Here is a 22,410-nt window from a genome sequence, read left to right as displayed (position 1 = left end):
TAAAAAAAGGAACAATGCAAGACGGTTTATACGCAAAATTTAGTACGCCAAAGGGCGAGATAGTAGTACAGCTAGAGCACGAAAAAACTCCCGGAACAGTAGGGAATTTCGTAGCGTTAGTAGAGGGAAATATGGAAAATGGTGCAAAGCCACAAGGAACTCCATACTACGACGGATTAACATTTCATAGAGTGATTCCTGATTTTATGGTGCAAGCTGGATGTCCGCTAGGAACAGGAACAGGAAGCCCAGGATATCAATTTGATGATGAGATTCATCCAGAATTGATCCATGATGCTCCTGGTAAATTAAGTATGGCAAATGCAGGTCCTGGTACCAATGGAAGTCAGTTTTTTATTACGCATGTACCTACCCCTTGGTTAGATGGGAAACATACCGTTTTTGGGTCTGTGATCGAAGGACAAGAAGTGGTAGATGCGATTGCACAAGGCGATACGATGGACAAAGTGACCATCATACGTCAAGGAGCTGCTGCTGAAGCATGGAACGCGATTGAAGCGTTTAGAACTTTTGAAGGGGCAAGAGAAAAAAGAATTGCAGAAGAAAAAGCAGCACAAGAAGCTGCATTAGATAAAATTGCTGCTGGTTTTGATAAAACAGATAGCGGGTTACGATATAAAATTATCCAAAACGGTGGTGGTGCAAAACCAACCGCTGGACAAACGGTTTCTGTACACTACAAAGGACAATTACCTGATGGGACTGTCTTTGATAGTTCGTATAAGCGTAATGCACCTATCGATTTTCCAATCGGTCAAGGGCAAGTCATTGCAGGATGGGATGAGGGAATTATGTTATTAGGCGTAGGTGATAAAGCTCGTTTAGTCATTCCTTCCAACTTAGGCTATGGAAGCCGTGGCGCTGGAGGGGTGATTCCACCAAATGCAACACTTATTTTTGATGTGGAATTGGTGGCTGTAAAATAAGTTATATACGCTTTTAAGGAATGGAATGACGCAGAAGTTTATGCTGAGCCAGACGAAGCACGAAAGCGTACTTAACAACAATACAATCATAAAACCCTAGTCGTTTTAGACTGTGGATAACTACTTATAAAAAAGTGCCTATTTCGATAGGCACTTTTTCTATTTTTGGGGAATGGAAGAATTAAAATACCCAATAGGCAGATTTACAGCCCCAACAGTGATTACTGACGAAAAATTACAGGAATGGATCACCATTCTAGAAGTCTTACCTGCGCAATTACGCGATATGGTGAGCGATATGCCCGACAGTCAACTAGACACTCCCTATCGACCTGAAGGGTGGACGGTACGCCAAGTAGTGCATCATCTAGCGGATAGTCATCATCATAGTTATATCCGTTTTAAATGGGCACTTACCGAAGATAACCCAACCATCAAGCCGTATCTTGAAAAAGAATGGACAGATCTCCCAGATCTAGAAGGAATGCCGGTAGAGTGGTCCTTAAAACACCTAGAAGCGGTACATTACAAATTAGTCCGCTTATTGCGTTGTCTCAGCGATGAACAATTAGAACGTACATTTGTTCACCCTGATGGGAATACCGTGATTTCTTTACGTCAAAACGTAGGTCAGTACGCTTGGCATGGGATGCATCACTATATGCATATTGCGAATTTGGTGAAGCGAGAAGGTTGGTTGTAAGTGATTGATTAGTAGTTGTAAAGGGTGATTTTCGGAAAGCATTAAAAGAACCTAATTGTCACCCTGAGCTTGTCGAAGGGCTATTGAAAGTCAAAGCACTAAAAACTTTGACAAAGCCTGTCTTGAGCTTGTCGAAAGACTCAGTTTGACAAACTAAAAGTATATATTACTCGTTAGGATTTGCTAATTGCTCTCGTATCTCAGGAGGCATTTTCCAAGAAAAATCATTGGCTATTTTTCTAAATGCAGTGTTCCAAAATGGAGATTCTGGATCTGCTAATCTGCGTCTGTTTTGAGATAAATATTGGGCAATCTCGTACACTTGATGAAATTGGTTGTAGGCATTCTCACTATTTCTAAAGGCCAAGATCGCATTCGTAACATCTTTATTTAACAAGAAAGCAAAACCTTCTTCTTCCCATTGTAAGGCATCTTCATAACTGCTATTGTTTTTTCTAGGAAGGATGATTTCTGGATTGATCATTTTTTCATTATCCTCTATTTGCTTTTTGAGTGCTACTAATTTTGTTTTTTCCTGAGTGGTCAATGCTTCTTTATTATTTTGAAGTGCAAAATATTTGCTTCGGGTGATAGAATCGTTTTTAAGAATAGGAGCTATCATCTTTTGATATTCTTTATCCACCTCTTTATAATAAGAACACCATCCTTTTTTTAATTTTTCAGAGGGGGTTACATGCGCAAAAAACTGCGCTAGCATTCGCTTTTGAGCAATATCTTTATTAAGAATAATAAGCTCGGTAACGTATTTATCGTATTGCTGGATTTCGTTGAGTCCCGCTTCCCGATCTTTAAACCCGTAGTTGATCAATGCGGTGACTAATACAAGCGCAACCGATCCTATAAACCACTTAATGATTTCTACTTTGTATTTGTATTTTTCAAATTCAAATTTTGATTTTATCAATTCAGAATCTGATTGATCAGAAGTTTCTTCAGACATGGCGATACTCGATTACTGTTTCTATAAATGTATGAAAAAAATGCAATACCTTCGTTTTCAGCAGGTATCAGGAGAAGCGTCTATAGCTTATTTTGGTTCAATTAATAATTTTTGAAATAGGCGTGATTACCACCTATTCAATATTTCTTAGTGATGCGTCAATCGTGTAATCACTTCTGCATGCTCAGGAAATAAGGTCACTAACTCTTTTCTCTCGGGAAGCACAAAGTCTTTAAAATCAAATCCTGGCGATACGGTGCAACCGACAAACGAATAGGTATCATCGCCCATCACTTCTGCAGCAAACCAATCACCCCCTTGTACCACGAGTTGGGGAACTTCTCCTGCCTGAATATCACGTCCTATGGTATGTTGTGAATAGACACCAGCTTCAGAAATGATATGGAGTCGAATAGGAGCGCCATCATAAAAATGCCACATCTCATCCTGATTAATCTTATGAAACGCCGAAAAGCTGTCTGATGTCAGTAAAAAGTAAATCCCTGTGGCGTAGTTTCTGCTCCCTCCGTATGCAGATGGTAATCCCTCTTTTGAGATGTTTCCTTGACTCCTATAGGTTTCTTTATAGTAGCCTCCTTCTGGGTGGGGTTGGAGGTGTAGGGTTTTGATGAGGGTTTCCTTAGTGTTCATAGCATGTGTTTAGGTTGTCATATATGACATTCAGATACCCAAATATAAATCTTTCCTTTACCTCAGAATTGTTTAAAGATTAGAAATTTATATGAAGGATACAATGATTACGTTCCTCCCTAACGGTGAGGCAGGTTCGCGAAAATAATAAATCACATATAGAGCCTGTGCTGAACTTGTTTTAATAATGCGGAGCAAGTTATATTAAAAAAAGAAAAAGTGGTTTAAGTAAGAAACTGGCATTGATAGCTGTAGCGAACAAGCTTCTTAAACAGTGTTTTGCTATTGCTAAATCAGGAAGGTCATATGATGAAACTTACTTTTCCATACTTCCAAGATAAATAGAAATTAAATGCAATAAAAAAAGCTCAAAGAATCGAATTATTGAATCTATCGGCCTAGAATTATCATGTCTCAGATTAAGGAAGAATTTATTTGTTTTTTACCTCAGTTCTTTGTTAGCACAAGTGTTTATTCCGCTTTATCTTTTTTTAATGTAATAAATTCGTACGCTAATTTGTCTTTTTCTCTATAAATACTGTCCATTTTTTCATTTCTGTATTCATAGTTTCGAACATAATTTTTACCTAATACTTCTTTTGCAACATCATCCATATATAAATCAGACAAGTATTCTTTATTTTCATATTCCCAATGTCTCTCTATTGATTTAGGTATTCCCAAATCATCTCGGTCAATATTCTTTCCGTCAATTCGTATTTCGTCGACAGCTATGTTTACATTGTAATCACGCAATAAAGTTTTGACACTTCGAGATTCCAATATTTTTTCATTCGTATAATTTGCCTCCCAATATCTTGTTGTTGGTTTTGAGAATGGTCGAGACATCCTGCACCAAGAATAGTCCATAGTCGAGAGCAAATATGAATACTCAGATTTTTCATTGTCCTCATCGAGTTTAGATTGAATTTCATAGCCAAACCTCATTTGTTCAATCTTGCCTTTTAATGGTGTCAGTTTGAAACCTAAATTTACACTTCTAACTCCGCTTGAATATGAATAATAATCTTTGTCAAGGCTAACTAATTCAACCTTTACGTATTGGTCAAGAGAATTTTCTTTAGCGTATTTTTTCCAGTATACTGAAACAGAATCTATTTGTTCAGCGACAATCCCATATTTTGATTTCCATTCTTTTTCAAATTGTTCCTTTAAAGGTTTGGTCAATGTAGTATCATTTGCAAATTCAACAAGTTCGTGAATTCTTGAGTAAGTTAAATCCGACCATTTAACTTTATCTAATTCTGTTGTTAAAACTGAATCCTTTTGAAACTCAATTAATTGATAAGTTGACTTGAATAGTGTGTCATTCTCAATAGCTGTCTTTAAATCCTCTACTGTTAATTTTTCAAAAATCTTTTTATCAGTTGGACTGCTGCAAGAAGAAATGAAAATTGTAAATACTAACAAGGGTAATAGTTTTTTCATAGTTTGATGGTTGGTTTACATTTGTGCTAACGGTCGTGGCTATGGAAAGTGCGGGCGCAAACACGCAATTTCCTTTCGGTTTTTCACAGAGCCAAAACCTTGTTATTCGGTTTTTTATCTTAATACTTCAAAAAGCCAAAACTAGGTTTTGGCGGTCTTTGCAAATTAGCAATTATTTTAAGTTAAGAGGTTGATAACAAATTTCTTATATCTGTTGTTATGATGTATGTTTTTGGCATTCTACAATCTATAAGTCATTAATTTTCCGTTTCCAACGCTCGCTATTTTACCTGTTCCTTTCTGATAATAATTTAAATATTCAGTTAGTTTGGTTTGGTCTCGACCTGTAATTTGGGTTGCTCTCATAACTAACAACCCGTTGTATTTTTCAGACGGCGTTTCAAGTTCTGCATCCAAATCCATAATCTCATATTCCCAAGCTTTGTCTGTGCTTTGCCATTTGAAACCAACTTGAGGTTCATTTGGCATAATCATATTTTCAGTATTTGATTTAGTATCGTAATATATCACGTTCCCATTATCCAAGCGATACATAGTTTCTGTTGATTTACCCCAAGAATAACTTATTTGTCTCACTGAATATTTTTTACCATTCTTCATTCTCGTCACGTTCAAGTCTTTATGAAGAACATAAGAATCCGAATCGGCATATTTGAATTTTGTATCTATTCCAGAGATAGGATAGTAAGAATTCTGGTCATTTTTTACACTCGTTTTAGTTGTCCCACAACTTAAAATAGATAATGCTGTAATTAGATAAATTATTTTTTTCATTGTTTGGTTTATATGAAACACAACTAGTTTATATCATACATGTACGATATTTTACATATATCTGTTTCCTTTCAAACTTACTATAATTTTTAGAAACTATATATGTAATTCATTGTTTTATAGGATTTTTGGCTTAATTATGAAATTAGATGTATCGTGTAAAACGGTTACAAGTATTTATAAACATTTGTAGTCGGTACTAAATCTACTTTTCTCTAAGGGTACTTTTTTACGGTTTCCTACAATAGTGATAAAAAAGACCAAAGACCGCTTTTCTATAGGAATCAATACACATACTTTTAATAAAGTGAGGAAGGAGTGATAAGAAATTATATTACTATGAGCTTGGTGTTTAGTCTTTCTTAGAAAGTTTCTATAATTATAGGGGCTTTTTCTCTCCCTTCCGTCTGTGCCTCATTCTTCAACACATCCACCTTCCCTCGCTGAGGGAAGGAGCCTTTTGATTTTAGTTTTTGAGGATGTTTTGTGCGTTTTTTAATTCCCCTTTGGGGGTTAGGGGGCTTTTCCTTTTCGCGGAAGCGAAACACTTACATCAATTATTACTAAATTTTAAATGATCATCTGACCCCGTCATTTGCCAATGCGTTAAGGATACAGGGATATTTCCGATACTGTTTAGGGTGTCAAAAAAGTCTTTTAAAATAAAAGGTTTGTTTTGTGATTCTTGGATTCTGGCATAGTCGGCGAATGCATTTTCTAGTAAATATTTACCCGTAATATAACTGGTTCCATAGCCTGGTTGACGTAAATACAAATGTTGCTCAAAAATGAGGAGTTCTTTTTCGGTTTTCATCCAACCCCGGGGGGTGTATTCGCTGTGAATGCCTCCAGCTTCTTCCATAGTCATTTCATTGGCATGTGCGTATAAGGATCCCAAACCTCTTGCTGCACGTTGTGCGATCATGATATAGACAATTTCTTTACTGCGTGGGCTATCATCGTATAAACCTGCTTGCATGAATAGTTCTTCAACGGCGGTGGCAGTGCCTTCATTTCTGGAGTCAAAAATATTATATAATAAGGGACCTTTTCGGATCTCACTTTTGTGGGGTTCGTTATCCATGCGTGCTAACTCAAACCAATGGTAAAAATGGGAGTATAAAGGTCTTGGATCGTAGTGTTCTCCTATGGTAAAAAAATTTCGTTTCTCCTTTGGGATAAATTCGCCTAAATGCTCACGTAAAGCGGGATCAAAATAGGGTTTTACAGTCACAATGTCTTCCTGATCTAAAAAGGTAATCAAGCTTTTGGCGGCCTCATCTGCCATTTTATTATAAGCTTCAGGCGAATTAGCATCCACGAGTTCTGGTAATTTTCTATTTCTGTGCTCTTCTAGTTTTAGTGATGTCCACGCACGTGCGAGTTCGCGTTTTAAGATCATCACTTCGTCCTCCCAAGTTAAGGGGACCAAATGCACATTTTGTAAATACCAGGTGTAGTTTTCTTTACCAATGCCTGAGGGACCTGTTTTTGATTCGGATTGCTTTTGCAACCAAGACACCAGATCATTGGTGGAGGTAATGGCTTCCTCAATCACCGAAACTAATTCGGTATCCTCTTTAATGTTAGTTTGTTTTTTTAGATTAGTCAGCACCACACTCTGATTTTCAATATCTCTAATGCCGGTGATCCACAAATCCTTTGCATTTCCAGTTAAATTTTCCGTTGCTTGCTTATTGAGTGGGGTGATTGTTTTTAGGTCTTTTATCAATCTACTTCTCTCTGTTGTTGATAAGGGAAATGTATAGGTCCATAGTTCGGTGGTGCCATGATGGGTAGGCCCCTCATGGGCAGGTACATCGCTTCTGTAGGACCAAACCGATTTATAAAAAGCGGGATCACGCGTCCAAGGTTGTAAAATGCGATGGTTGAAATCATAGCCATTCATTTCAGCCCAAACAATCATCCAATCGACTTGATGTTCTATAGGCCAATGTGTGGTGTCAATAGCATGTAATCCTGACTGTAATTCTTTAAATTTTGGTAACCGTTTTTCGAAGGTTGCTGCGGTATAATCAGGGGCGCCATCCAAAAGCGGTGGTTTTTCAAAGGTTCTCCAATCTTTAAATAAGGTAACTAAGTCTCTATACTCATTAGAGGTGAAATTCTCTTCCTTAGTTTGAGTTTCTGAGGTGGTTTCTTTGGTATTCGTCTGACAGCTTAAAAAGAGTGTTAACAAAAGAGAAAGAAGGACGGTGGTAGTTTTCATCTGATTATGCTGTTTACGGATTATTTTTTTAATCTAAAAAGCAAAAGTCTGAAGATTTTGCTGATTTCATAAAAATAAGGAAACCTTTTGATTCCTTCATTACAGAAACAAATTCAGTATAAGGGCTAGTCTTCTCCTAGAGGGAGAAGAGATTACTTTTTGGTCCCGATTTTTTATGTCTTGGTTCTTTTTCGCGAAAGCGAATTACAAATAATTAATCAAGTATAAGAGTTCCCCCTTTGGGGGTTAGGGGGCTCTACATACTTTCCGCAAACTGTAAAAAGACTTCTTTGTGACGTTCTAAATCCATGTTGGCAGAAAGTGATACGCGGGCAATATAATCTTTATCGTCTTCTTTGGTGGTGCCTTGGGTTGAGGTAGCAGGAATGGTCCAGTAGCATCCTTGCAGTTGTCCGTAACTCACACAATACTTGCTTTCTGTTGGGATTCCAGTAATCATCAGATGAATCAGCTTGTGATTGAGCATCCTTTTGTGTGCTTCTTTTTCTTCAGGTGTATTTCCTTTGGTAGGAAGGTCTAATGAAAAAACCGAAGGGGTAAATCCTTGTGCTGCGAGTTCTTCAGAAACAAAATTAATTTTTGCCTCAGGTAATGTCTCATGGATGAAGTTGACAAACTCGCGGGTATTGAGATACGCATCATGAATCCGTTGATTCATAGACGGCATTTGCGTGGCGAGTATCATCATTTGATCGGCAGTAGCTTCGTTGTCACAAAGTTGTAGGTGCTTTTCTATGGTGAGCATTAAATCTGCTGTTTTTGTATTACCAACACAATAGCCTGCGGTGCATTTTCCACCGCTTGGGAATTTTGAGCCGCTGGCATAAGAAATGGTTCTGATGGTAGAGAGTATTTCACCTTCCCCCAAAAAATGGACATTCGGACAAAAGGTTTGATCCAAAATAAAAACAGGATCAATAGCCGTTTCACCATTTAGTGTGGTACGTACCTCACTCAATACTTTTTTGAGTTCTTGTAAATCAGGAACTTCTACTCTAGGGTTTGTAGGAATTTCAGCAATAATATACGGTACAGCATCTTCTTTTGCCATAGCGTTCAGTACCTGATCAATACTTCTCACCATATCATTATCACCATCTACTGGCAAATCGACTACGTCTACAGTGTCTAAACAGGCGGCCACACGTCTCGCTTGATCATTGGTACCTCCGTAGCAATTGGGTGGGACAATAAATTTGATTGCCTTTCCTTTGTGTTTTTCTAACGCATCATGAATGAGACCCATCATAATAGCATATTGTACCGAGAGTCCGCTTGAACCCATGAGGGCTCTGGTTGAAGAGCCTGTAATGTCTGCAATGGTATTTTCAACACGAGTTTTATCTTCGAGTAACGTATGTTTCTTTTGAGGAATCGAGGATTGATCTACCAGTGCCTTTAAGGCAATGAGACAATCAGAAGGTGTCATGGCAATGGTTTCTCTTCTTCGTACGTGCTGAATGTCTGAAATATAATCCTTGTTATGCTCACCATTGATAAGTAGAATACTTCCGAGTTGTGTATAGGTGTGAATGTAGAAATCAACTGTTGGATGGAGTACTGTTTTGCTGATGGTGGTGTGCTCAGAAATAAGAACGGTACTTCCGTCAAATTCGGGAATATCAGTTGTGTCTTTTATTTGTTTTAGTTCAAAGGTATATCCATATACGCGTTTGATGACTTCAGAATCAAAAAAAGCGGGTAACTTCCCAGTGTAAAGGATTTGTGTATTTTTTTGGTCAAAGAGGTTTTTTCGTAAAACCGATACTATAGGAATGGTTCTAGAGGAAAAGCTGATAAGTTGCTCGGGTGCGAGTCCTTGTAATCCTGCAATTCCCCATTCCAAGACACAGGATAACGGATGCCCTAAGCGAATATAGTCGTAGGCGGTGGGTAATTGATACAATGCTGCTGACTCTGAATTCCCTGCTTGATATAAATGTTCAAACTGATCTAAAAACTGTGTTTTAGCTAATTCTTCCTCGTAAATATCTAATCGATGCGTGGTTAGCCCCAACCAATCTGAGGGCATATTTTTAAGTACCTCTTTGATATAATTCAGCCTTTTACTGTGTTCCATTTTCTTACTTTTAGAAGGGTATAATATACGTGAATTTGAATTTTCACGAAGCGTTATAAGACGTTTTTTTATGGAAATCTTGCGCATGGAAAAGAGATTAATTTTTAAAATAAAAATAGTGTAGTACTCTATTTTATATGTTTTTAGGAAAGTATAGAAAGCTCCCCTTCGTCTGTATCTCGTGCCTCAATACATCCACTTCCCCTCTAAAGAAGGGAAGAGCTTTTTGATTTAGTTGTGAAGAATGTTTTAGTTTTCTTTTTTGATTAGGTGATAGCAGGCAATATTTGAGTTCCCCCTTTGGGGGTTAGGGGGCTTGCCCTCAACCTAGCTTTCTCCCAGAGGGAGAAGGGATTGTTTATGTTTTTTAAAAAATTCTTTAGGGTAGGGGGAGCTCCCTTCCGTCTGTGTCTCATTTTTCGACACATCCACCTTCTACTTCGTCAAGCTCAGCACATGGCTGCTGAGGGAAGGAGCTTTTGATTTAGTTTTTTTAGGGTGTTAGGGTTCTCCTTTGGGGCTTTCCTCTCCCTTCCGTCTGTGTCTCATTCTTCGACACATCCACCTTCCCTCGCTGAGGGAAGGAGTTTTTGATTTAGTTTTTATAGAATGTTAGAGTTCTCCTTTGGGGGTTAGGGGGCTTTTACCATTTAATAATCGAACTCGCCCATGTAAAGCCACTACCAAAAGCAGCGAGGACAACGGTGTCTCCTTCTTTTACCTTTCCTTTTTCCCAAGCCTCCGTTAGGGCAATAGGAATGGAAGCTGCGGTGGTATTTCCGTATTTTTGGATGTTATTAAACACTTGATCATCAGTCAGTCCAAATTTCTTTTGCACAAATTGTGCAATACGAAGATTGGCTTGATGCGGAATGAGCATATCAATATCTGCTGCAGTAAGATTATTTTTTGCTAATCCTTCTTTAATGACTTCAGAGAAACGAACGACGGCATTTTTAAATACAAACTGACCGTTCATATATGGATAATACGGAATATCTTCTGTAGGATTAGTGGCTATAATTTCAGGCACCCATTGTTCTGTACTTGGACCTCTAAGGGAGAGTTCTAATGCATGTTCTCCTTGGCTGTGCAAATGCGAAGAAAGAATTCCTTTGGTAGGATCTTCTTCACGAGTTAATACAGCGGCACCAGCACCATCTCCAAAAATCACAGAAACCGAACGCCCTCTTGTTGTAAAATCCAAACCACCACTATGGTTTTCGGCACCAATTACAAGGACATTTTTATACATGCCTGTTTTTATAAACTGGTCTGCTGTGGCGAGGGCATATACAAAACCACTACATTGATTACGGACATCTAATGCTGGAACGGTCTCCATATCCATAAGGTGTTGTACCTGCACACCACAACCAGGAAAGTAATAATCTGGACTCAATGTTGCAAAAACAATCATATCAATGTCTTTATTAGTCAATCCTGCACGCTCTATCGCAATCGTAGCGGCTTTTACGCCCATTTTTGCTGTAGAATTCCCATCCCCTTTTTTGATATGGCGACGTTCTTTAATTCCAGTTCGCTCCTGTATCCAGGCATCATTGGTATCCATAAGTTTGGATAAGTCATCGTTAGTAACAATATTTTCAGGAACATATGCGCCTAATCCGGCGATTCTAGAATTATACATATAGTTGGTTTTAAAATTATCACAATCATAAGATTACGCACCCGATTTTACCGTATACGTTTTCACGAAAGTGAAAAAAGTCGTGACGCAAATATATGCCTTTGGGGCTTTTGTAAGAAGAAAGAATGTATCGTTTAGTATGCGCGCATAGTAACTTTTCAGGATAAAATCCTTAGCGTTATTTCACAATGCATTCTGTAAAAAAATAATTTTCGATCTTAGAAGCAGGTTATGAAGATATAATTCCTATTGAAAGTTCGTATTGGTCTAATTGGCTTTTTAAACCTGTTGATTTGCTACTTTTTTAAGAAGTGTTTCACTAGTAAACGATCTCTGAGGTACACCAAAGCGGCATCTAATCAAATATATTTTAGCTTTGAAGTATTAGATTTCAGATCCCGCTGAAAAAGCGGGATTAGCCTGCCTGCCGGACGGGCAGGAGTTCAACTAGCTATTTTGAATTCGTCCTTTGGACTTTTCAAAACAGTGTTACGTTAAAACATAAAGAGATCCCGCTGAAAAAGCGGGATTAGCCTGCCTGCCGGCATAGGCAGGTTCAACTAGCTATTTTGAATTCGTCCTTTGGACTTTTCAAAACAGCGTTTCACTAATAAAAAAGAGCGCTCGACTAAAGCGCTCTTTTAAAAACAACCTAACCAAATAAGTGAAAAGTATAAACTAATCAATTATTAATCTTTATGCGACACGTTTCTTATAGGTGTATTGCTCAAAATTGTTGACTTTGATACGACCTCCTAAATCGTGCATTAAATTGTAAAGTCCGAAGAATGTTCTATTGATGTATAGGAAATGCTTGCTTCCGCGATTTCCGTTCATTTTACGAATCTCTTGGTCTTTACTATATTTTTCACTCAACGCTGCGATCTTATCAAAGAACGTAGTGTCTTTAAAATCAAATGTTTCTTTGTGAAATGGCTCTGTAAAGAGACTTAACATTTCATGAAATAGTTTCGAGAAAAATGCTTCCTGATCTGGTGTGTCATCTTCTCTTAAAATCTCTAATTCAAAAAGCTTTTGTTTAAATACTTCTGGATTATTGATGTTTTCTTTTTCAGCGAGTTCAAAGTAGGGCACATAAAAAGTATCTGGTACATGCTTTATACATCCAAAATCAATAGCAATTAATTGATGTTGGTCATCTACCAAAAAATTACCTGGATGCGGATCTGCATGTACTCTTTTGAGGCGATGCATTTGGAACATATAAAAATCCCATAATGCTTGGCTCAATTGATCTGCAGCTTCTTGATTTGTATTGTGGGAAACAAACTCACTTAAATGTTCTCCTTCCATCCAGTCCATGGTGAGAATACGCTCACTAGATAATTTTGGATAATACGTCGGGAACTTTAAGTTTGGAATGGATGCACAATCTGTGACCATCTCCATACTTTGAGCAAGCTCTAGTGTGTAATCGGTTTCTTCCAGTAATTTGTCTTCTACCTCTTTAAAGTACTTTTCTTTTCCTTTTCCTTGTAAATTAAACATTCTGGAAGCAATCGGTTTCACTAGAGCCAGATCACTACTGATACTATCTGCTACTCCAGGGTATTGGATTTTCACAGCAAGTTTTTTCCCATCCAGCATCGCCTTATGTACTTGGCCAATGCTAGCAGCATTTACACTTTGAGCTTCAAACGTATCAAATAAATCTTCTGGGTATTTACCCAAGTATCTTTTAAAAGTCTTACGAACTAGTGGCGCAGAAAGCGGTGGTACAGAAAACTGAGAGAGCGAAAACTTCTCAACATATGCCTTGGGCATAATGTTTTTTTCCATACTAAGCATCTGTGCTACTTTAAGCGCACTTCCTTTTAAACTTTTTAAGCCGTCGTAAATATCTTCGGCATTGTCTTCATTTAGTTTGTCTTTGGTGAGTGAAGGATTGACCACTTTCTCACCGTAGTATTTCACATAATTCACCCCCACTTTAGCACCCGTTTTTACGAGTTTGGATGCTCGTTGTAGTCTATTGGTAGGTATGTGGTCTATTGTTTTCATAGGCTTCATTCCCTTGAAAAAGGGAACCTCATTATTTAAATTCTATTTATTCCCTCGGAGGAGGGAATCTTTTGTTTTCACTCCATCTATTAATCAATGAAGTTTTATTTTATTTTAATCTCTCTTTTTACGCTTTCGCGAAAGCAAAATTCTCCTTCACTAAAAACTTCCCTAAGTCAATAATACTTTCAAGAGGTGTTGTTTCAAATACGTCAAAAATAGCCTTTACAGATTTTTCAATCGCCACATCTGTTTTTTCAAAACCTGGAGAATTATCATTCATCCAATATTTTAGGAGTAATAAAAATTGAACCCAAGCTCCTTCACTGAACAACTGAACTGGGTTTTTAGTAATCTTATAGGATTTGTTCTCGTTTCCTTCTTCAATCAGGCTTGTAGCAAACTGACGTACTTTTGTACGTAATTCTTTAAGTTGCGCCATGTTTTTAAGAGGTGCGCTGTGTTCTTGTAATACAAATAACACATAACTTCTATTCGCAGTTAAATTTCCAAACATGGTAAATAGGAAAGACAACATTTTGTCTTTGTTTGGATAATTTTCAAAATCTTTGTCTTTGTGTAACGTGGCTACGGTGCTGTCATACAATGCAACCCAAATATGTTTCTTTAAACCTTCAAAAGAACCGAAGAATTGATAAAAATCTGCTTCCGTGCATTTGATGTCTTTACAAAATTTATAAATTGTTGGAGGTGTTTTACCATGCTCTAATACATAGTCCATGTATTCAGATATAATATCTGTAGCAGTTAATTTTTTCTTAGTCGTTTTCTTTACGGTTGCCATATATTCTTTAATATTACTGTAAATATAGATAATGTTTACCATATTCACAGAATCGTTAAACAGAATATATTGTTAAAGTTGTTTCAAAATATATGAAAGGATGGTGTGACGGGTGAAGGGAGTGTTTTTTGAATGCCTAATTTGCTTAAAATCAGAATTATTCAAAGCTACCGATATGCCATAAAATACCTGATGGATCGTATAAGAAAAATTCTTTTCCCCAGTCCTTGTAATGTATATCTGAGATGCGAACGTTCTTGTAGGTTTTTTCGAGTTGCAGCGCTCTAATTTGTTTGAGATGGGCTTCTAAGTCTTTTACTTCTAGAAATAGCATCGTGTTGTTTACCCAATCTTTTACGTAGGCGTTTTGTAAATAAAATCCAAAATCACCTAGTTTAAAATAAGACATTGTGGGACCTAAATTTCGTTCTTCAAAACCAAGATCTAGGTAAAAGTTTCTAGAAAGTTCGTAATCTTTAGCGCCAATAAAAGCTCTGATGGAAGTAACGTCGTAGTCCATGGGTTGGTTTTAATTTTAAGAAGATTTAAGATACGTTATTTTCAGAGAAGCGTGTACGTTGTATATATTTTCCGCGAAAGCTTAGATATTTAATAGATAGTGATAATTTTAAAAAAGCTATTCAGCTCTTTCTACTTCACTTTCTAATTTTAGTACAGTATCTCCATCTTCTTGTTCTATAAAAAGAGCTTTGTCCTCATCAGATCCGTTTCTAGTAACTTCAGAACCCTTGATGGTCTTCGTAATTGATGTTGTGTACGTTTCTTTTACAGTACCTGTAGCGTGTCCGTTTCCCCATTTCCATGTAACTTCTGTTCCTTTTCGTATCATTTTTTGTTGATTTTATGATGTATAAATTTAAGAATATAAAATTACAATGAATAGATGGGATGGGTTTTACATAATTTTGGCAGATTGTTATTTTATTGACATCGCCAAAGGATTTAATGCCCGAGATAGTTTATTTTTAGGAAGGCCTACTCGCCATTTTGATTCCTAAGCCAATCACAATACCACTGGTTAAAAACATAATAAGACTATAAACGGCTGGTGCAATGGCGTAGTTTTCATTCAGCAAAATACCTGATGCAATGGCAATTGCCATCGTTCCGTTTTGAATTCCTGATTCTATCGCGATGGTGATGGATTGTACACTATTGAGTTTTGCAATTTTAGCTGTCGCGAAACCAATGCCCATCGTCATAAGATTTAATACCAACGTAGCGATTCCTGCTTGTTGTAAGTAGGGGATGAGATCTTCTTTTTTCTTTATGACCAAAGCAATAATGACCAAAAATAGTACGGCCGCCGAAGCAATTTTGACAGGCTTGTTCATTTTTTCTGCAAAAACAGGTTTTGAGCGTTTGATCATCATTCCAATGGAGACAGGAATAATGACAATGGCAAAGATTTGAATCAACGTTTGTAGTTTATCTATTTGAATCATTTCGTTGGCATTGAGAAACTGTCGCAACGCAAAGTCCACCACAAATGGAATCGTAAAAATCGTAATCAAGCTATTGGCAGCGGTAAGCGATACCGATAAGCTAGTGTCGCCTTTGGCAAGATGTGTAATCAAATTAGAGGTGGGGCCACCTGGACAGGCGGCAAGAATCATCACACCAATAGCAATATCTGTATCTACATCCATGATGGAGAGGAGTAAAAAAGCAATCAGTGGTAAGAGTATGATCTGATTGAGTAAACCGACAATAATCGCTTTAGGACGTTGGAATAAGCGTGTAAAATCTTGAATAGTCAGGGATAACCCCATCCCAAACATAATAATAATCAATGCGACAGCAAGAATAATCGTTCCAATATCCATAAAAGGTTGGTTTTAGTTAGGTAATTGTGAATCAGTGCTTTTAAGCACTTTCTAAAAGTAGGGAAAGATTTGGAGATATCATTAATCGATACTAGCTGTTGTTCTTTTCGCTTTAAGCGAAAAAATATACTACGCTCTTTTAAATTATCAAAAGTTCATCCAATTAATGAGAGATCTTCCACACTTTTTCCTCTCCATTTTCTGTGTACCGAATGGAGAAGGCATGTGTTTTGAGATTTGCGTCTAGCGTTGCAAATTCATCACCGTGAGTCCAAGTGATGTGTACACGATCCTGTGAAGTATTATGAAACGTCACGCTTCCTTGAAATGCTGGAGACGTATTTCGTAGGCGAAGCATCTCTAACTGTTTTTGTACGACTTCTTTTTCAAGCCCCGCTTTGATATCATCCATACTCAAATTGGTGCGGTTGATTTCTTTATGACCACCTTCGCCCGCAGCATCGGCGGCGGCATAATCATTGGTTCCTGCAAAAATATCCAAATACCAAATTTGCGGAATCCCAGGCATAAACAATTGAATTGCTCTTGCCAATAATAGTTTTTGTTCGCTCTCCCCCAACGCACTAAAATAAGTGGCATTTACTTGGTAATAGCCGATTTTTTGACCGTCAGCACCGTACAGGTTTTTGACACGACCGCCACGTTCTAAAATGAGCGCCATCATTTCTTCAATCTCGACATCTTCCAATAGCCCTTTTTGATACACGCCGTTGACTTCCTTCCCTTTTAGATCCATCACAGGAATCCCGTCGTGGCATCCCAGCATATTCACGGTTTGATAGCCTTTTTCGATGACCTCTTTTCCCCAAGCGAGAAGCGCTTTATGCGTTCCTTTTTCGATGGCGTGGATTAAAAGTCCAGGTAAGAAAAAGTCATAAATCGCATAGCCTTTTTGTGCTACTTCATCGTGTAAATGGAGTCCGTATTCGGCATGAATTTCAGGCAATAATACCAGATCGTTTTTTTGGGCAATCTCATTAATTCTTGCCAAATAGTCCCACGTTCCCGGTTTATTGAAAAAGTTGGTTTCGCCGACTTCCTTATGCAAATAGGCAAAGGCATCCAATCGTAAGATCTGACAGCCATAACTCCTCACTTTTGCCAATACTTCTTCGTAAAATTCCCATACCAACGGGGATTTGGCATTCACATCCATTTGCCCTAAATAACTCCGTTTGCTATTCACAATCGCTAAAATCGCGGCAGTATGTGCTTTATAATCGCCAAAATCAATAGATGTGAGGTCTTTTTTTTCGGCAATGGCGGTATTTACTTTTTTACAAATCGCTGTGGTAGCTTCGGTAGAAATTCCTGCGAGGCCTTTAAGATCTTCAGGGGCGATAGGGTGATAGCTTATTTTCTGATAAAACGTATTCCAATACGGCCGTTCTTTCCCGTCAGGGAATACCACATGTAAAATCGGCAAACCTGACTTTCGCATAAAGAGCTTGTCCAGGTATTCCTTTTTTGGAATCACCAATCCTTCATCATTGACCGTCCCATTGCCTTCCCAGAATTCATTCCAGTTGATAAAAAAATCTTTGTATTTGGAGTCATCACCGTGTGTGATCATATCCTTAAACTGCGGTGACGCCACTGATAGATGATTCAGGACAATATCAAACTTGAGCATGATGTTGAGCGCTTCTAGGGCTTCTAAATCTTTTGTAGACACCAACTCCTCATTGATATTATAATCTATGATTGAAAACCCACGATCCAAATCGCTATTAAAAAAAGTTGGCAGTACATAAAACAGCGAAAAAGTCTCTCTAAAGGCAGGCAATTGTAACATAGCCACCGTGTCTTTGAGGTGCGTTCCGATACTATCTGGGTAGGCATTTAGCATCACGCCATTATTGATTTTGCTCATGCTTTTGGGTTTGTTGGGTGTTTAGATGTTCAGGGTTTCAAGATACACAATTTGTAAAAGATGGGTGGGTGTTTGTGGAGTGTATTTATTTTCGCTCCTGCCTGACGGGCAGGCAAGTTTTCGGAAATTTCTAAAGTAAGGAGAGGAGGGAGGAATACGTATTTCTTGATGATAACAGATGCAAATTGAGTTTGTATGTACAACAGACTTATTTTGTTCGTTTTATCTTAGGTGGATATTGTCGCGTATCAAAAACATCGGCTATTTTTATGAAACCATTTTCTACATCTACAGAATAAATCAGCTTATAATTTTTGAAAACTAAATACCGATATTGATTTTTTCTTTGTTTTAATAACTCTTCTTCTTGTCCAATATGTGGTGTTTTTATCAATTTTTTTGGCTCGTTGATAATTCCTCTTACAATTTTTCTTGCAATTCTTGGACTTGCTTTCTTTTCATAATATGTATAGATTTCGTTAAGTTGAGTTTCAGCAAATGCTGACCAAATAATTTTCAATACCATTATTCATATTTGGCTAGAAGCTCTGAACTGCTTTTAAATCGACCATTTTGAAAATCAGACTCTGATGTATCAATTCGTTGATTCAAATCATCTTGTGACATTGGCTCAAAGGTTTGCTCGTCTGAAGCATTTTTTTCTTTTCTCAATATTTTTTCAAGACGAGAAATAGCTTCCTCACTTTGAAGTTTTAAAAATTCTTGTACAAATTTTATTTTTCGAGCTTCTAAATTCATGAGTATGTAGCTTTTTATCAAAGATACAAAATTATCGAAGTAGGTAATCAGCTACCGAACATATTAGTGTTCAAAGACGTAATGATCTCTTTTCTTTCGGAAAGTGATGCAATAGTTCATCAACGGAGGATAGTTTTGTATGTAATTATTTTAATTCTTCTTCCACGGCATGCTTAAAGTCCACCAGCAGTTCAGCAATTTTCATGTTCTTTATTTCATTAGTTGTTAATCCCATTGAACTCGATTCAATTTTACTCAATTGAGATGCTATTTTCTTCAAGTCTTCTTCGAGAACATATGTAAGAATTGTCATTGTGTAAGAACTATATTCACCTCTTGCTGCTGGTATGTCAGATACTCCAATAGGATCCCAGACATAGAATAAGACTTCGTCAATTCTTCGTTCTAATTCTCTAAGTTTTTGCTTATCCATCTTATCCCTAAATCAATTTGTATTCTTCAATTGCGTCTATCCAAATATGATCTTTATTGATTTCTATGATTTCTTTAACTAGTTTAAATATTGTCTTTTGATTCAAATGTTCACTTTCCATTTCTTTGATAAATTTCTCCGAATCTGTTTTATTTAAACTCAATCCTTTATCATCAAGATTACAGCATCCATAGCGATCAAATGAAATTCTTACAAGTGAAATATGATTTTCTATTGTACGATTGAAATCGATGAATATAGAACCGTCTAAGCATCCTAAATAGTAGTCGGCCTTTCTTGTTAAAGGCATACTTGTTTTAAAAAATTCAAAATCTTCGTTCATTTTATGATGTTCAATATGAGTAGTTGTTACCAAACTAGGTGTCAAGTAGTTTTTTCATTTATTCTCGTCGTTGATATTTAACATTCCCACCCACAATCGTATAGATAACATTCGTGTTTAGAATCTCTTTCGGGTCAATCGTCAATAGATCCTGATCTAGGATGGTAAAGTCGGCATACTTTCCGACTTCAATAGATCCTAGGATATCCTCTTGAAAAGCCCCGTAGGCGGCCCATATCGTGAATCCTTTGATGGCTTCTTCAATCGTTACTTTTTGTTCTGGAAACCAACCATTTTCAGGCAGTCCCTGCACATCTTGTCGGGTAACGAGCGCATAGATCCCCAATAGCGGATTGGTGGATTCCACCGGAAAATCAGAACCACAAGGCATGATGAGTCCCGCATCGATAAAAGAGCGCCATGCATACGCGCCTTCAGCGCGTTTTTCGCCAATACGATCCACGACAAAGTGCTTGTCAGACGTGCAGTGTGTTGGTTGTACTGAGGGCAGCACGTTCAATTTCTTAAACCGTTGAATATCTTCTGCCTCTACGACTTGTGCATGCTCTATGCGAAATCTGTGATCGTCTTTCGGGAATTTAGCCAGTGCTCCTTCATAAGCATCGAGACACCATCGGTTACCACGAATCCCAATCGCGTGTGTACACACTTGCATATCGGCTTGTAAGGCAGCCTCGGCGACTTCCACAATGTAGTCAGGAGGGATACGGAGTAAGCCTGTGTTATGCGGATCATCCTCATACGGGTCAAAAAAAGCAGCCCCTCTCGATCCTAAGGCACCGTCAAAATAGAGTTTTAAGCTTTTTAAACTAAATAGATCACCTCCCATTTCCTCAATGCGTATAGATTTAAAGTACTCGACCAAATCTTCACTGGCAAATTCTGGATTTTTTTGATCGCCTAACATCGCATACACTCGCATATCTAATATCGAATCTTGTACGAGTTCCTTAAAAGCATCCACCTGAAATAGAGAAATCCCTGCTTCATGCACGCCCGTCAATCCGTCTTTATTGGCGGCATCAACCGCTTGTTGGATGCGTTTTTTTTGTTCTTCCATACCCATTTCTGGGAAATGCTGTTTGACCAGATTCATAGCTCGATTAATCAATACGCCTGTAGGCGAACCATCTGGTTTACGAAGGATCGTACCCCCTTCTGGATTTTTAGTAGCTGCGGAGATCCCTGCGATGTCCATCGCTTTTTGGTTTACTAAGGCCGAATTCCCATCGACGCGTGACAAATACACAGGGTTGTTAGGAGAGACTTCACTCAATGCATCATGCCAAGGGAAACTGTTGTCTTCCCATGTGTTATGGTCCCATCGTCCTCCGATGATCCATTCACCCGCTGGCGTATTTTGAGCCGCTACGCGGACTTTTTTTACGATGTCTTCGTAACTTTTACTGTCACTGGTGTAGAGTTGCGATAATTGATTCCCCAAACTCACCAGATGACCATGCGCATCAATAAGCCCTGGAAGCACCAGCATATTCGTTGCGTCAATCCGCTGTGTATCTGCTCCTATAAATGCTTGGGCTTCTTCTTGTGATCCGACAAACACTATTTTTTTGTCTTTCACCGCCACGGCTTCTTGGATAGAAAATGTACTATCCACGGTTGCTACTTTTCCGTTCAAGATAATTAAGTCAGCAGTGGTGTGGGGTGGGGTACAAGACTGAAATAGGATGAATCCTAATACTTGTAATAAACTACAGAAAAAGGCTTTTTTCATGAATTGGCGGTTTTTTCAAAGATAGTCGCATCTAGTAAATTAATGTGAGTTCGATATAAATTTTCATTCTTTTTCTCCAGTATACGACAGAATGTAAGTTCTGGGCGAGACGAAGCGATGGCGATTTTCGTTAAAAATTTTTGAAGCCTTGGAAACGATAAAGCGTGAGCTTTGGGCGAGGAGAAGCGACGGAGGAAGCTCATTGTGGTTTTTCGCTTTAAGCGAAAAAATACCTAAGAAATCAACTAGTTATTTACGTCGAACTTACGTTATTTTAGGTCTCCCCTTAATTTTTCAGGATGTTGTCTCGTATCGAAAATTGTAATCAAATAGACTGTTTCAGCATCGAATCTATAGTATAATGTGATTTGTTTAGTAATAACACATTTATGCAATCCAACTTGTTTCTCAGATTCAGGAAAGATTTCGGGAGTGGATGTAATCAGATCAACAGATTTATCTAATTTTTTTATAAAATCGGTTTTTACTTTTTGCGACCAATTTTGGAGAAGGTAATCAAACAACTTTTCTAGTTTCTTTTCAGTTGTTTTAGAAATTTTAACCTTTCTCTTCATTTCTATCTATGGTTCACCATAAATGAATTGTAATCCGTTACTTTTCCTTCTTGGATTTCTGTTATTCCTTGAACGATTTCAGCTTGTTGCTCTGATGACAAATCATCCCAAAAATCAGTTGCTTTTTCTTTTTTAAAAATTTGCCTAATTGATTGAATAATTTCAGGGTTGTTAGTACTTAACAACAGTTTTGCTAATTCTATTTTCTCTGCTTGAATATTCATTACACATCTAATTACTTACAAAAATAGCGAATCTTTTTCATTCTTAGTTAAACCCGCATTATGCATTAGAAAATCTATTACAACTTAAACAAGCTTCAAAATATACCGTTACACTACATTTTTAAGTTTAACCATAACGATGCTATGCTAAAACTTAGAAAATACCATATTTTATTACTTCTTTAAGCCTCATTACGAAGTTCTAATGTATAATGCGGGTTCAGGTGCCAATTTTAAAGTCTGCTTTACCGCACGATTGAATCG

Annotated in this window: 22 protein-coding genes and 1 pseudogene; 3 read left to right on the top strand and 20 right to left on the bottom strand. The window is 37.6% G+C overall.

Going from position 1 to position 22,410, the window contains the following annotated elements:
• Positions 1–14: 14 nt before the first annotated feature.
• Positions 15–947, top strand: coding sequence for a peptidylprolyl isomerase (locus tag ACFO3O_RS00800; protein ID WP_379976619.1), 933 nt, complete (start codon positions 15–17; stop codon positions 945–947).
• A 172-nt stretch (positions 948–1,119) separates the two neighbouring features.
• Positions 1,120–1,650, top strand: a complete 531-nt coding sequence (locus ACFO3O_RS00795) for a YfiT family bacillithiol transferase (protein WP_379976618.1) — start codon at positions 1,120–1,122, stop codon at positions 1,648–1,650.
• Positions 1,651–1,816: 166 nt separating this feature from the next.
• On the opposite strand, the gene ACFO3O_RS00790 is transcribed toward ACFO3O_RS00795, so the two are convergent.
• Positions 1,817–2,611, bottom strand: a complete 795-nt coding sequence (locus ACFO3O_RS00790) for a hypothetical protein (RefSeq protein ID WP_379976616.1) — start codon at positions 2,609–2,611, stop codon at positions 1,817–1,819.
• A gap of 147 nt (positions 2,612–2,758) precedes the next feature.
• Positions 2,759–3,262, bottom strand: a complete 504-nt coding sequence (locus tag ACFO3O_RS00785) for a cupin domain-containing protein (protein WP_379976615.1) — start codon at positions 3,260–3,262, stop codon at positions 2,759–2,761.
• Positions 3,263–3,483: 221 nt separating this feature from the next.
• Between ACFO3O_RS00785 and ACFO3O_RS00780 the strand changes: the two are divergent.
• Positions 3,484–3,603, top strand: a pseudogene (locus ACFO3O_RS00780) (IS110 family transposase); the annotation flags it as partial.
• Between the two features lie 130 nt (positions 3,604–3,733).
• Here ACFO3O_RS00780 and ACFO3O_RS00775 read toward each other — a convergent pair.
• The 18 genes from ACFO3O_RS00775 to ACFO3O_RS00690 all read right to left on the bottom strand — a co-directional run bounded on the left by ACFO3O_RS00775 (position 3,734) and on the right by ACFO3O_RS00690 (position 22,146).
• The gene (locus ACFO3O_RS00775) at positions 3,734–4,711 is read right to left on the bottom strand and encodes a hypothetical protein (protein WP_379976614.1); all 978 of its coding nucleotides are present in this window, start codon (positions 4,709–4,711) and stop codon (positions 3,734–3,736) included.
• A 240-nt stretch (positions 4,712–4,951) separates the two neighbouring features.
• Positions 4,952–5,506 carry a hypothetical protein gene (locus ACFO3O_RS00770; protein WP_379976612.1) on the bottom strand — a complete coding sequence of 185 codons (555 nt, stop codon included), beginning with the start codon at positions 5,504–5,506 and terminating at the stop codon, positions 4,952–4,954.
• Positions 5,507–6,059: 553 nt separating this feature from the next.
• Complete coding sequence (locus ACFO3O_RS00765) at positions 6,060–7,736, bottom strand: hypothetical protein (protein WP_379976611.1); 1,677 nt, start codon at positions 7,734–7,736, stop codon at positions 6,060–6,062.
• A 256-nt stretch (positions 7,737–7,992) separates the two neighbouring features.
• Positions 7,993–9,837 carry a PLP-dependent aminotransferase family protein gene (locus tag ACFO3O_RS00760; protein WP_379976610.1) on the bottom strand — a complete coding sequence of 615 codons (1,845 nt, stop codon included), beginning with the start codon at positions 9,835–9,837 and terminating at the stop codon, positions 7,993–7,995.
• 643 nt (positions 9,838–10,480) lie between these two features.
• The gene (locus ACFO3O_RS00755; RefSeq protein WP_379976609.1) at positions 10,481–11,488 is read right to left on the bottom strand and encodes a 3-oxoacyl-ACP synthase III family protein; all 1,008 of its coding nucleotides are present in this window, start codon (positions 11,486–11,488) and stop codon (positions 10,481–10,483) included.
• Between the two features lie 696 nt (positions 11,489–12,184).
• The gene (locus tag ACFO3O_RS00750) at positions 12,185–13,510 is read right to left on the bottom strand and encodes an ABC1 kinase family protein (RefSeq protein ID WP_379976608.1); all 1,326 of its coding nucleotides are present in this window, start codon (positions 13,508–13,510) and stop codon (positions 12,185–12,187) included.
• Between the two features lie 127 nt (positions 13,511–13,637).
• Positions 13,638–14,357 (bottom strand): TetR/AcrR family transcriptional regulator, encoded by a 720-nt coding sequence (locus ACFO3O_RS00745; protein ID WP_379976607.1) that lies wholly within the window; start codon positions 14,355–14,357, stop codon positions 13,638–13,640.
• A 115-nt stretch (positions 14,358–14,472) separates the two neighbouring features.
• Entirely contained in the window at positions 14,473–14,835 is a 363-nt protein-coding gene (locus tag ACFO3O_RS00740) for a VOC family protein (RefSeq protein WP_379976606.1), read from the bottom strand.
• A 117-nt stretch (positions 14,836–14,952) separates the two neighbouring features.
• Complete coding sequence (locus tag ACFO3O_RS00735; protein WP_379976604.1) at positions 14,953–15,165, bottom strand: hypervirulence associated TUDOR domain-containing protein; 213 nt, start codon at positions 15,163–15,165, stop codon at positions 14,953–14,955.
• Between the two features lie 136 nt (positions 15,166–15,301).
• Positions 15,302–16,162: a bile acid:sodium symporter family protein gene (locus ACFO3O_RS00730; protein WP_379976603.1), complete on the bottom strand. Its 861-nt coding sequence runs from the start codon at positions 16,160–16,162 to the stop codon at positions 15,302–15,304.
• Positions 16,163–16,325: 163 nt separating this feature from the next.
• Positions 16,326–18,056, bottom strand: coding sequence for an alpha-amylase family protein (locus tag ACFO3O_RS00725; RefSeq protein ID WP_379976602.1), 1,731 nt, complete (start codon positions 18,054–18,056; stop codon positions 16,326–16,328).
• 208 nt (positions 18,057–18,264) lie between these two features.
• Entirely contained in the window at positions 18,265–18,582 is a 318-nt protein-coding gene (locus ACFO3O_RS00720) for a type II toxin-antitoxin system RelE/ParE family toxin (protein ID WP_379976601.1), read from the bottom strand.
• Positions 18,582–18,815: a hypothetical protein gene (locus tag ACFO3O_RS00715; protein WP_379976600.1), complete on the bottom strand. Its 234-nt coding sequence runs from the start codon at positions 18,813–18,815 to the stop codon at positions 18,582–18,584. The genes ACFO3O_RS00720 and ACFO3O_RS00715 overlap by 1 nt, the downstream gene beginning before the upstream one ends.
• 145 nt (positions 18,816–18,960) lie before the next feature.
• A complete protein-coding gene (locus ACFO3O_RS00710) occupies positions 18,961–19,248 on the bottom strand; it encodes a hypothetical protein (RefSeq protein ID WP_379976599.1) in 288 nt (95 codons plus the stop codon).
• A gap of 7 nt (positions 19,249–19,255) precedes the next feature.
• Entirely contained in the window at positions 19,256–19,591 is a 336-nt protein-coding gene (locus ACFO3O_RS00705; protein WP_379976598.1) for a hypothetical protein, read from the bottom strand.
• 58 nt (positions 19,592–19,649) lie between these two features.
• A complete protein-coding gene (locus tag ACFO3O_RS00700) occupies positions 19,650–21,347 on the bottom strand; it encodes an amidohydrolase (RefSeq protein ID WP_379976597.1) in 1,698 nt (565 codons plus the stop codon).
• 269 nt (positions 21,348–21,616) lie between these two features.
• Positions 21,617–21,922, bottom strand: a complete 306-nt coding sequence (locus ACFO3O_RS00695) for a type II toxin-antitoxin system RelE/ParE family toxin (RefSeq protein ID WP_379976596.1) — start codon at positions 21,920–21,922, stop codon at positions 21,617–21,619.
• Positions 21,923–21,924: 2 nt separating this feature from the next.
• Positions 21,925–22,146, bottom strand: coding sequence for a hypothetical protein (locus ACFO3O_RS00690; protein ID WP_379976595.1), 222 nt, complete (start codon positions 22,144–22,146; stop codon positions 21,925–21,927).
• Positions 22,147–22,410 lie beyond the last annotated feature (264 nt).

Source organism: Dokdonia ponticola, assembly GCF_042653865.1.
Classification (GTDB): Bacteria; Bacteroidota; Bacteroidia; order Flavobacteriales; family Flavobacteriaceae; genus Dokdonia; species Dokdonia ponticola.
This window is presented reverse-complemented; position numbering and strand designations above follow the sequence as displayed.

Coding starts and splice junctions, on each gene's coding strand:
- ACFO3O_RS00800 (WP_379976619.1), top strand. CDS start 15: ATGCAAGACGGTTTATACGCAAAATTTAGTACGCCAAAGGGCGAGATA.
- ACFO3O_RS00795 (WP_379976618.1), top strand. CDS start 1,120: ATGGAAGAATTAAAATACCCAATAGGCAGATTTACAGCCCCAACAGTG.
- ACFO3O_RS00790 (WP_379976616.1), bottom strand. CDS start 2,611: ATGTCTGAAGAAACTTCTGATCAATCAGATTCTGAATTGATAAAATCA.
- ACFO3O_RS00785 (WP_379976615.1), bottom strand. CDS start 3,262: ATGAACACTAAGGAAACCCTCATCAAAACCCTACACCTCCAACCCCAC.
- ACFO3O_RS00775 (WP_379976614.1), bottom strand. CDS start 4,711: ATGAAAAAACTATTACCCTTGTTAGTATTTACAATTTTCATTTCTTCT.
- ACFO3O_RS00770 (WP_379976612.1), bottom strand. CDS start 5,506: ATGAAAAAAATAATTTATCTAATTACAGCATTATCTATTTTAAGTTGT.
- ACFO3O_RS00765 (WP_379976611.1), bottom strand. CDS start 7,736: ATGAAAACTACCACCGTCCTTCTTTCTCTTTTGTTAACACTCTTTTTA.
- ACFO3O_RS00760 (WP_379976610.1), bottom strand. CDS start 9,837: ATGGAACACAGTAAAAGGCTGAATTATATCAAAGAGGTACTTAAAAAT.
- ACFO3O_RS00755 (WP_379976609.1), bottom strand. CDS start 11,488: ATGTATAATTCTAGAATCGCCGGATTAGGCGCATATGTTCCTGAAAAT.
- ACFO3O_RS00750 (WP_379976608.1), bottom strand. CDS start 13,510: ATGAAAACAATAGACCACATACCTACCAATAGACTACAACGAGCATCC.
- ACFO3O_RS00745 (WP_379976607.1), bottom strand. CDS start 14,357: ATGGTAAACATTATCTATATTTACAGTAATATTAAAGAATATATGGCA.
- ACFO3O_RS00740 (WP_379976606.1), bottom strand. CDS start 14,835: ATGGACTACGACGTTACTTCCATCAGAGCTTTTATTGGCGCTAAAGAT.
- ACFO3O_RS00735 (WP_379976604.1), bottom strand. CDS start 15,165: ATGATACGAAAAGGAACAGAAGTTACATGGAAATGGGGAAACGGACAC.
- ACFO3O_RS00730 (WP_379976603.1), bottom strand. CDS start 16,162: ATGGATATTGGAACGATTATTCTTGCTGTCGCATTGATTATTATTATG.
- ACFO3O_RS00725 (WP_379976602.1), bottom strand. CDS start 18,056: ATGAGCAAAATCAATAATGGCGTGATGCTAAATGCCTACCCAGATAGT.
- ACFO3O_RS00720 (WP_379976601.1), bottom strand. CDS start 18,582: ATGGTATTGAAAATTATTTGGTCAGCATTTGCTGAAACTCAACTTAAC.
- ACFO3O_RS00715 (WP_379976600.1), bottom strand. CDS start 18,815: ATGAATTTAGAAGCTCGAAAAATAAAATTTGTACAAGAATTTTTAAAA.
- ACFO3O_RS00710 (WP_379976599.1), bottom strand. CDS start 19,248: ATGGATAAGCAAAAACTTAGAGAATTAGAACGAAGAATTGACGAAGTC.
- ACFO3O_RS00705 (WP_379976598.1), bottom strand. CDS start 19,591: ATGAACGAAGATTTTGAATTTTTTAAAACAAGTATGCCTTTAACAAGA.
- ACFO3O_RS00700 (WP_379976597.1), bottom strand. CDS start 21,347: ATGAAAAAAGCCTTTTTCTGTAGTTTATTACAAGTATTAGGATTCATC.
- ACFO3O_RS00695 (WP_379976596.1), bottom strand. CDS start 21,922: ATGAAGAGAAAGGTTAAAATTTCTAAAACAACTGAAAAGAAACTAGAA.
- ACFO3O_RS00690 (WP_379976595.1), bottom strand. CDS start 22,146: ATGAATATTCAAGCAGAGAAAATAGAATTAGCAAAACTGTTGTTAAGT.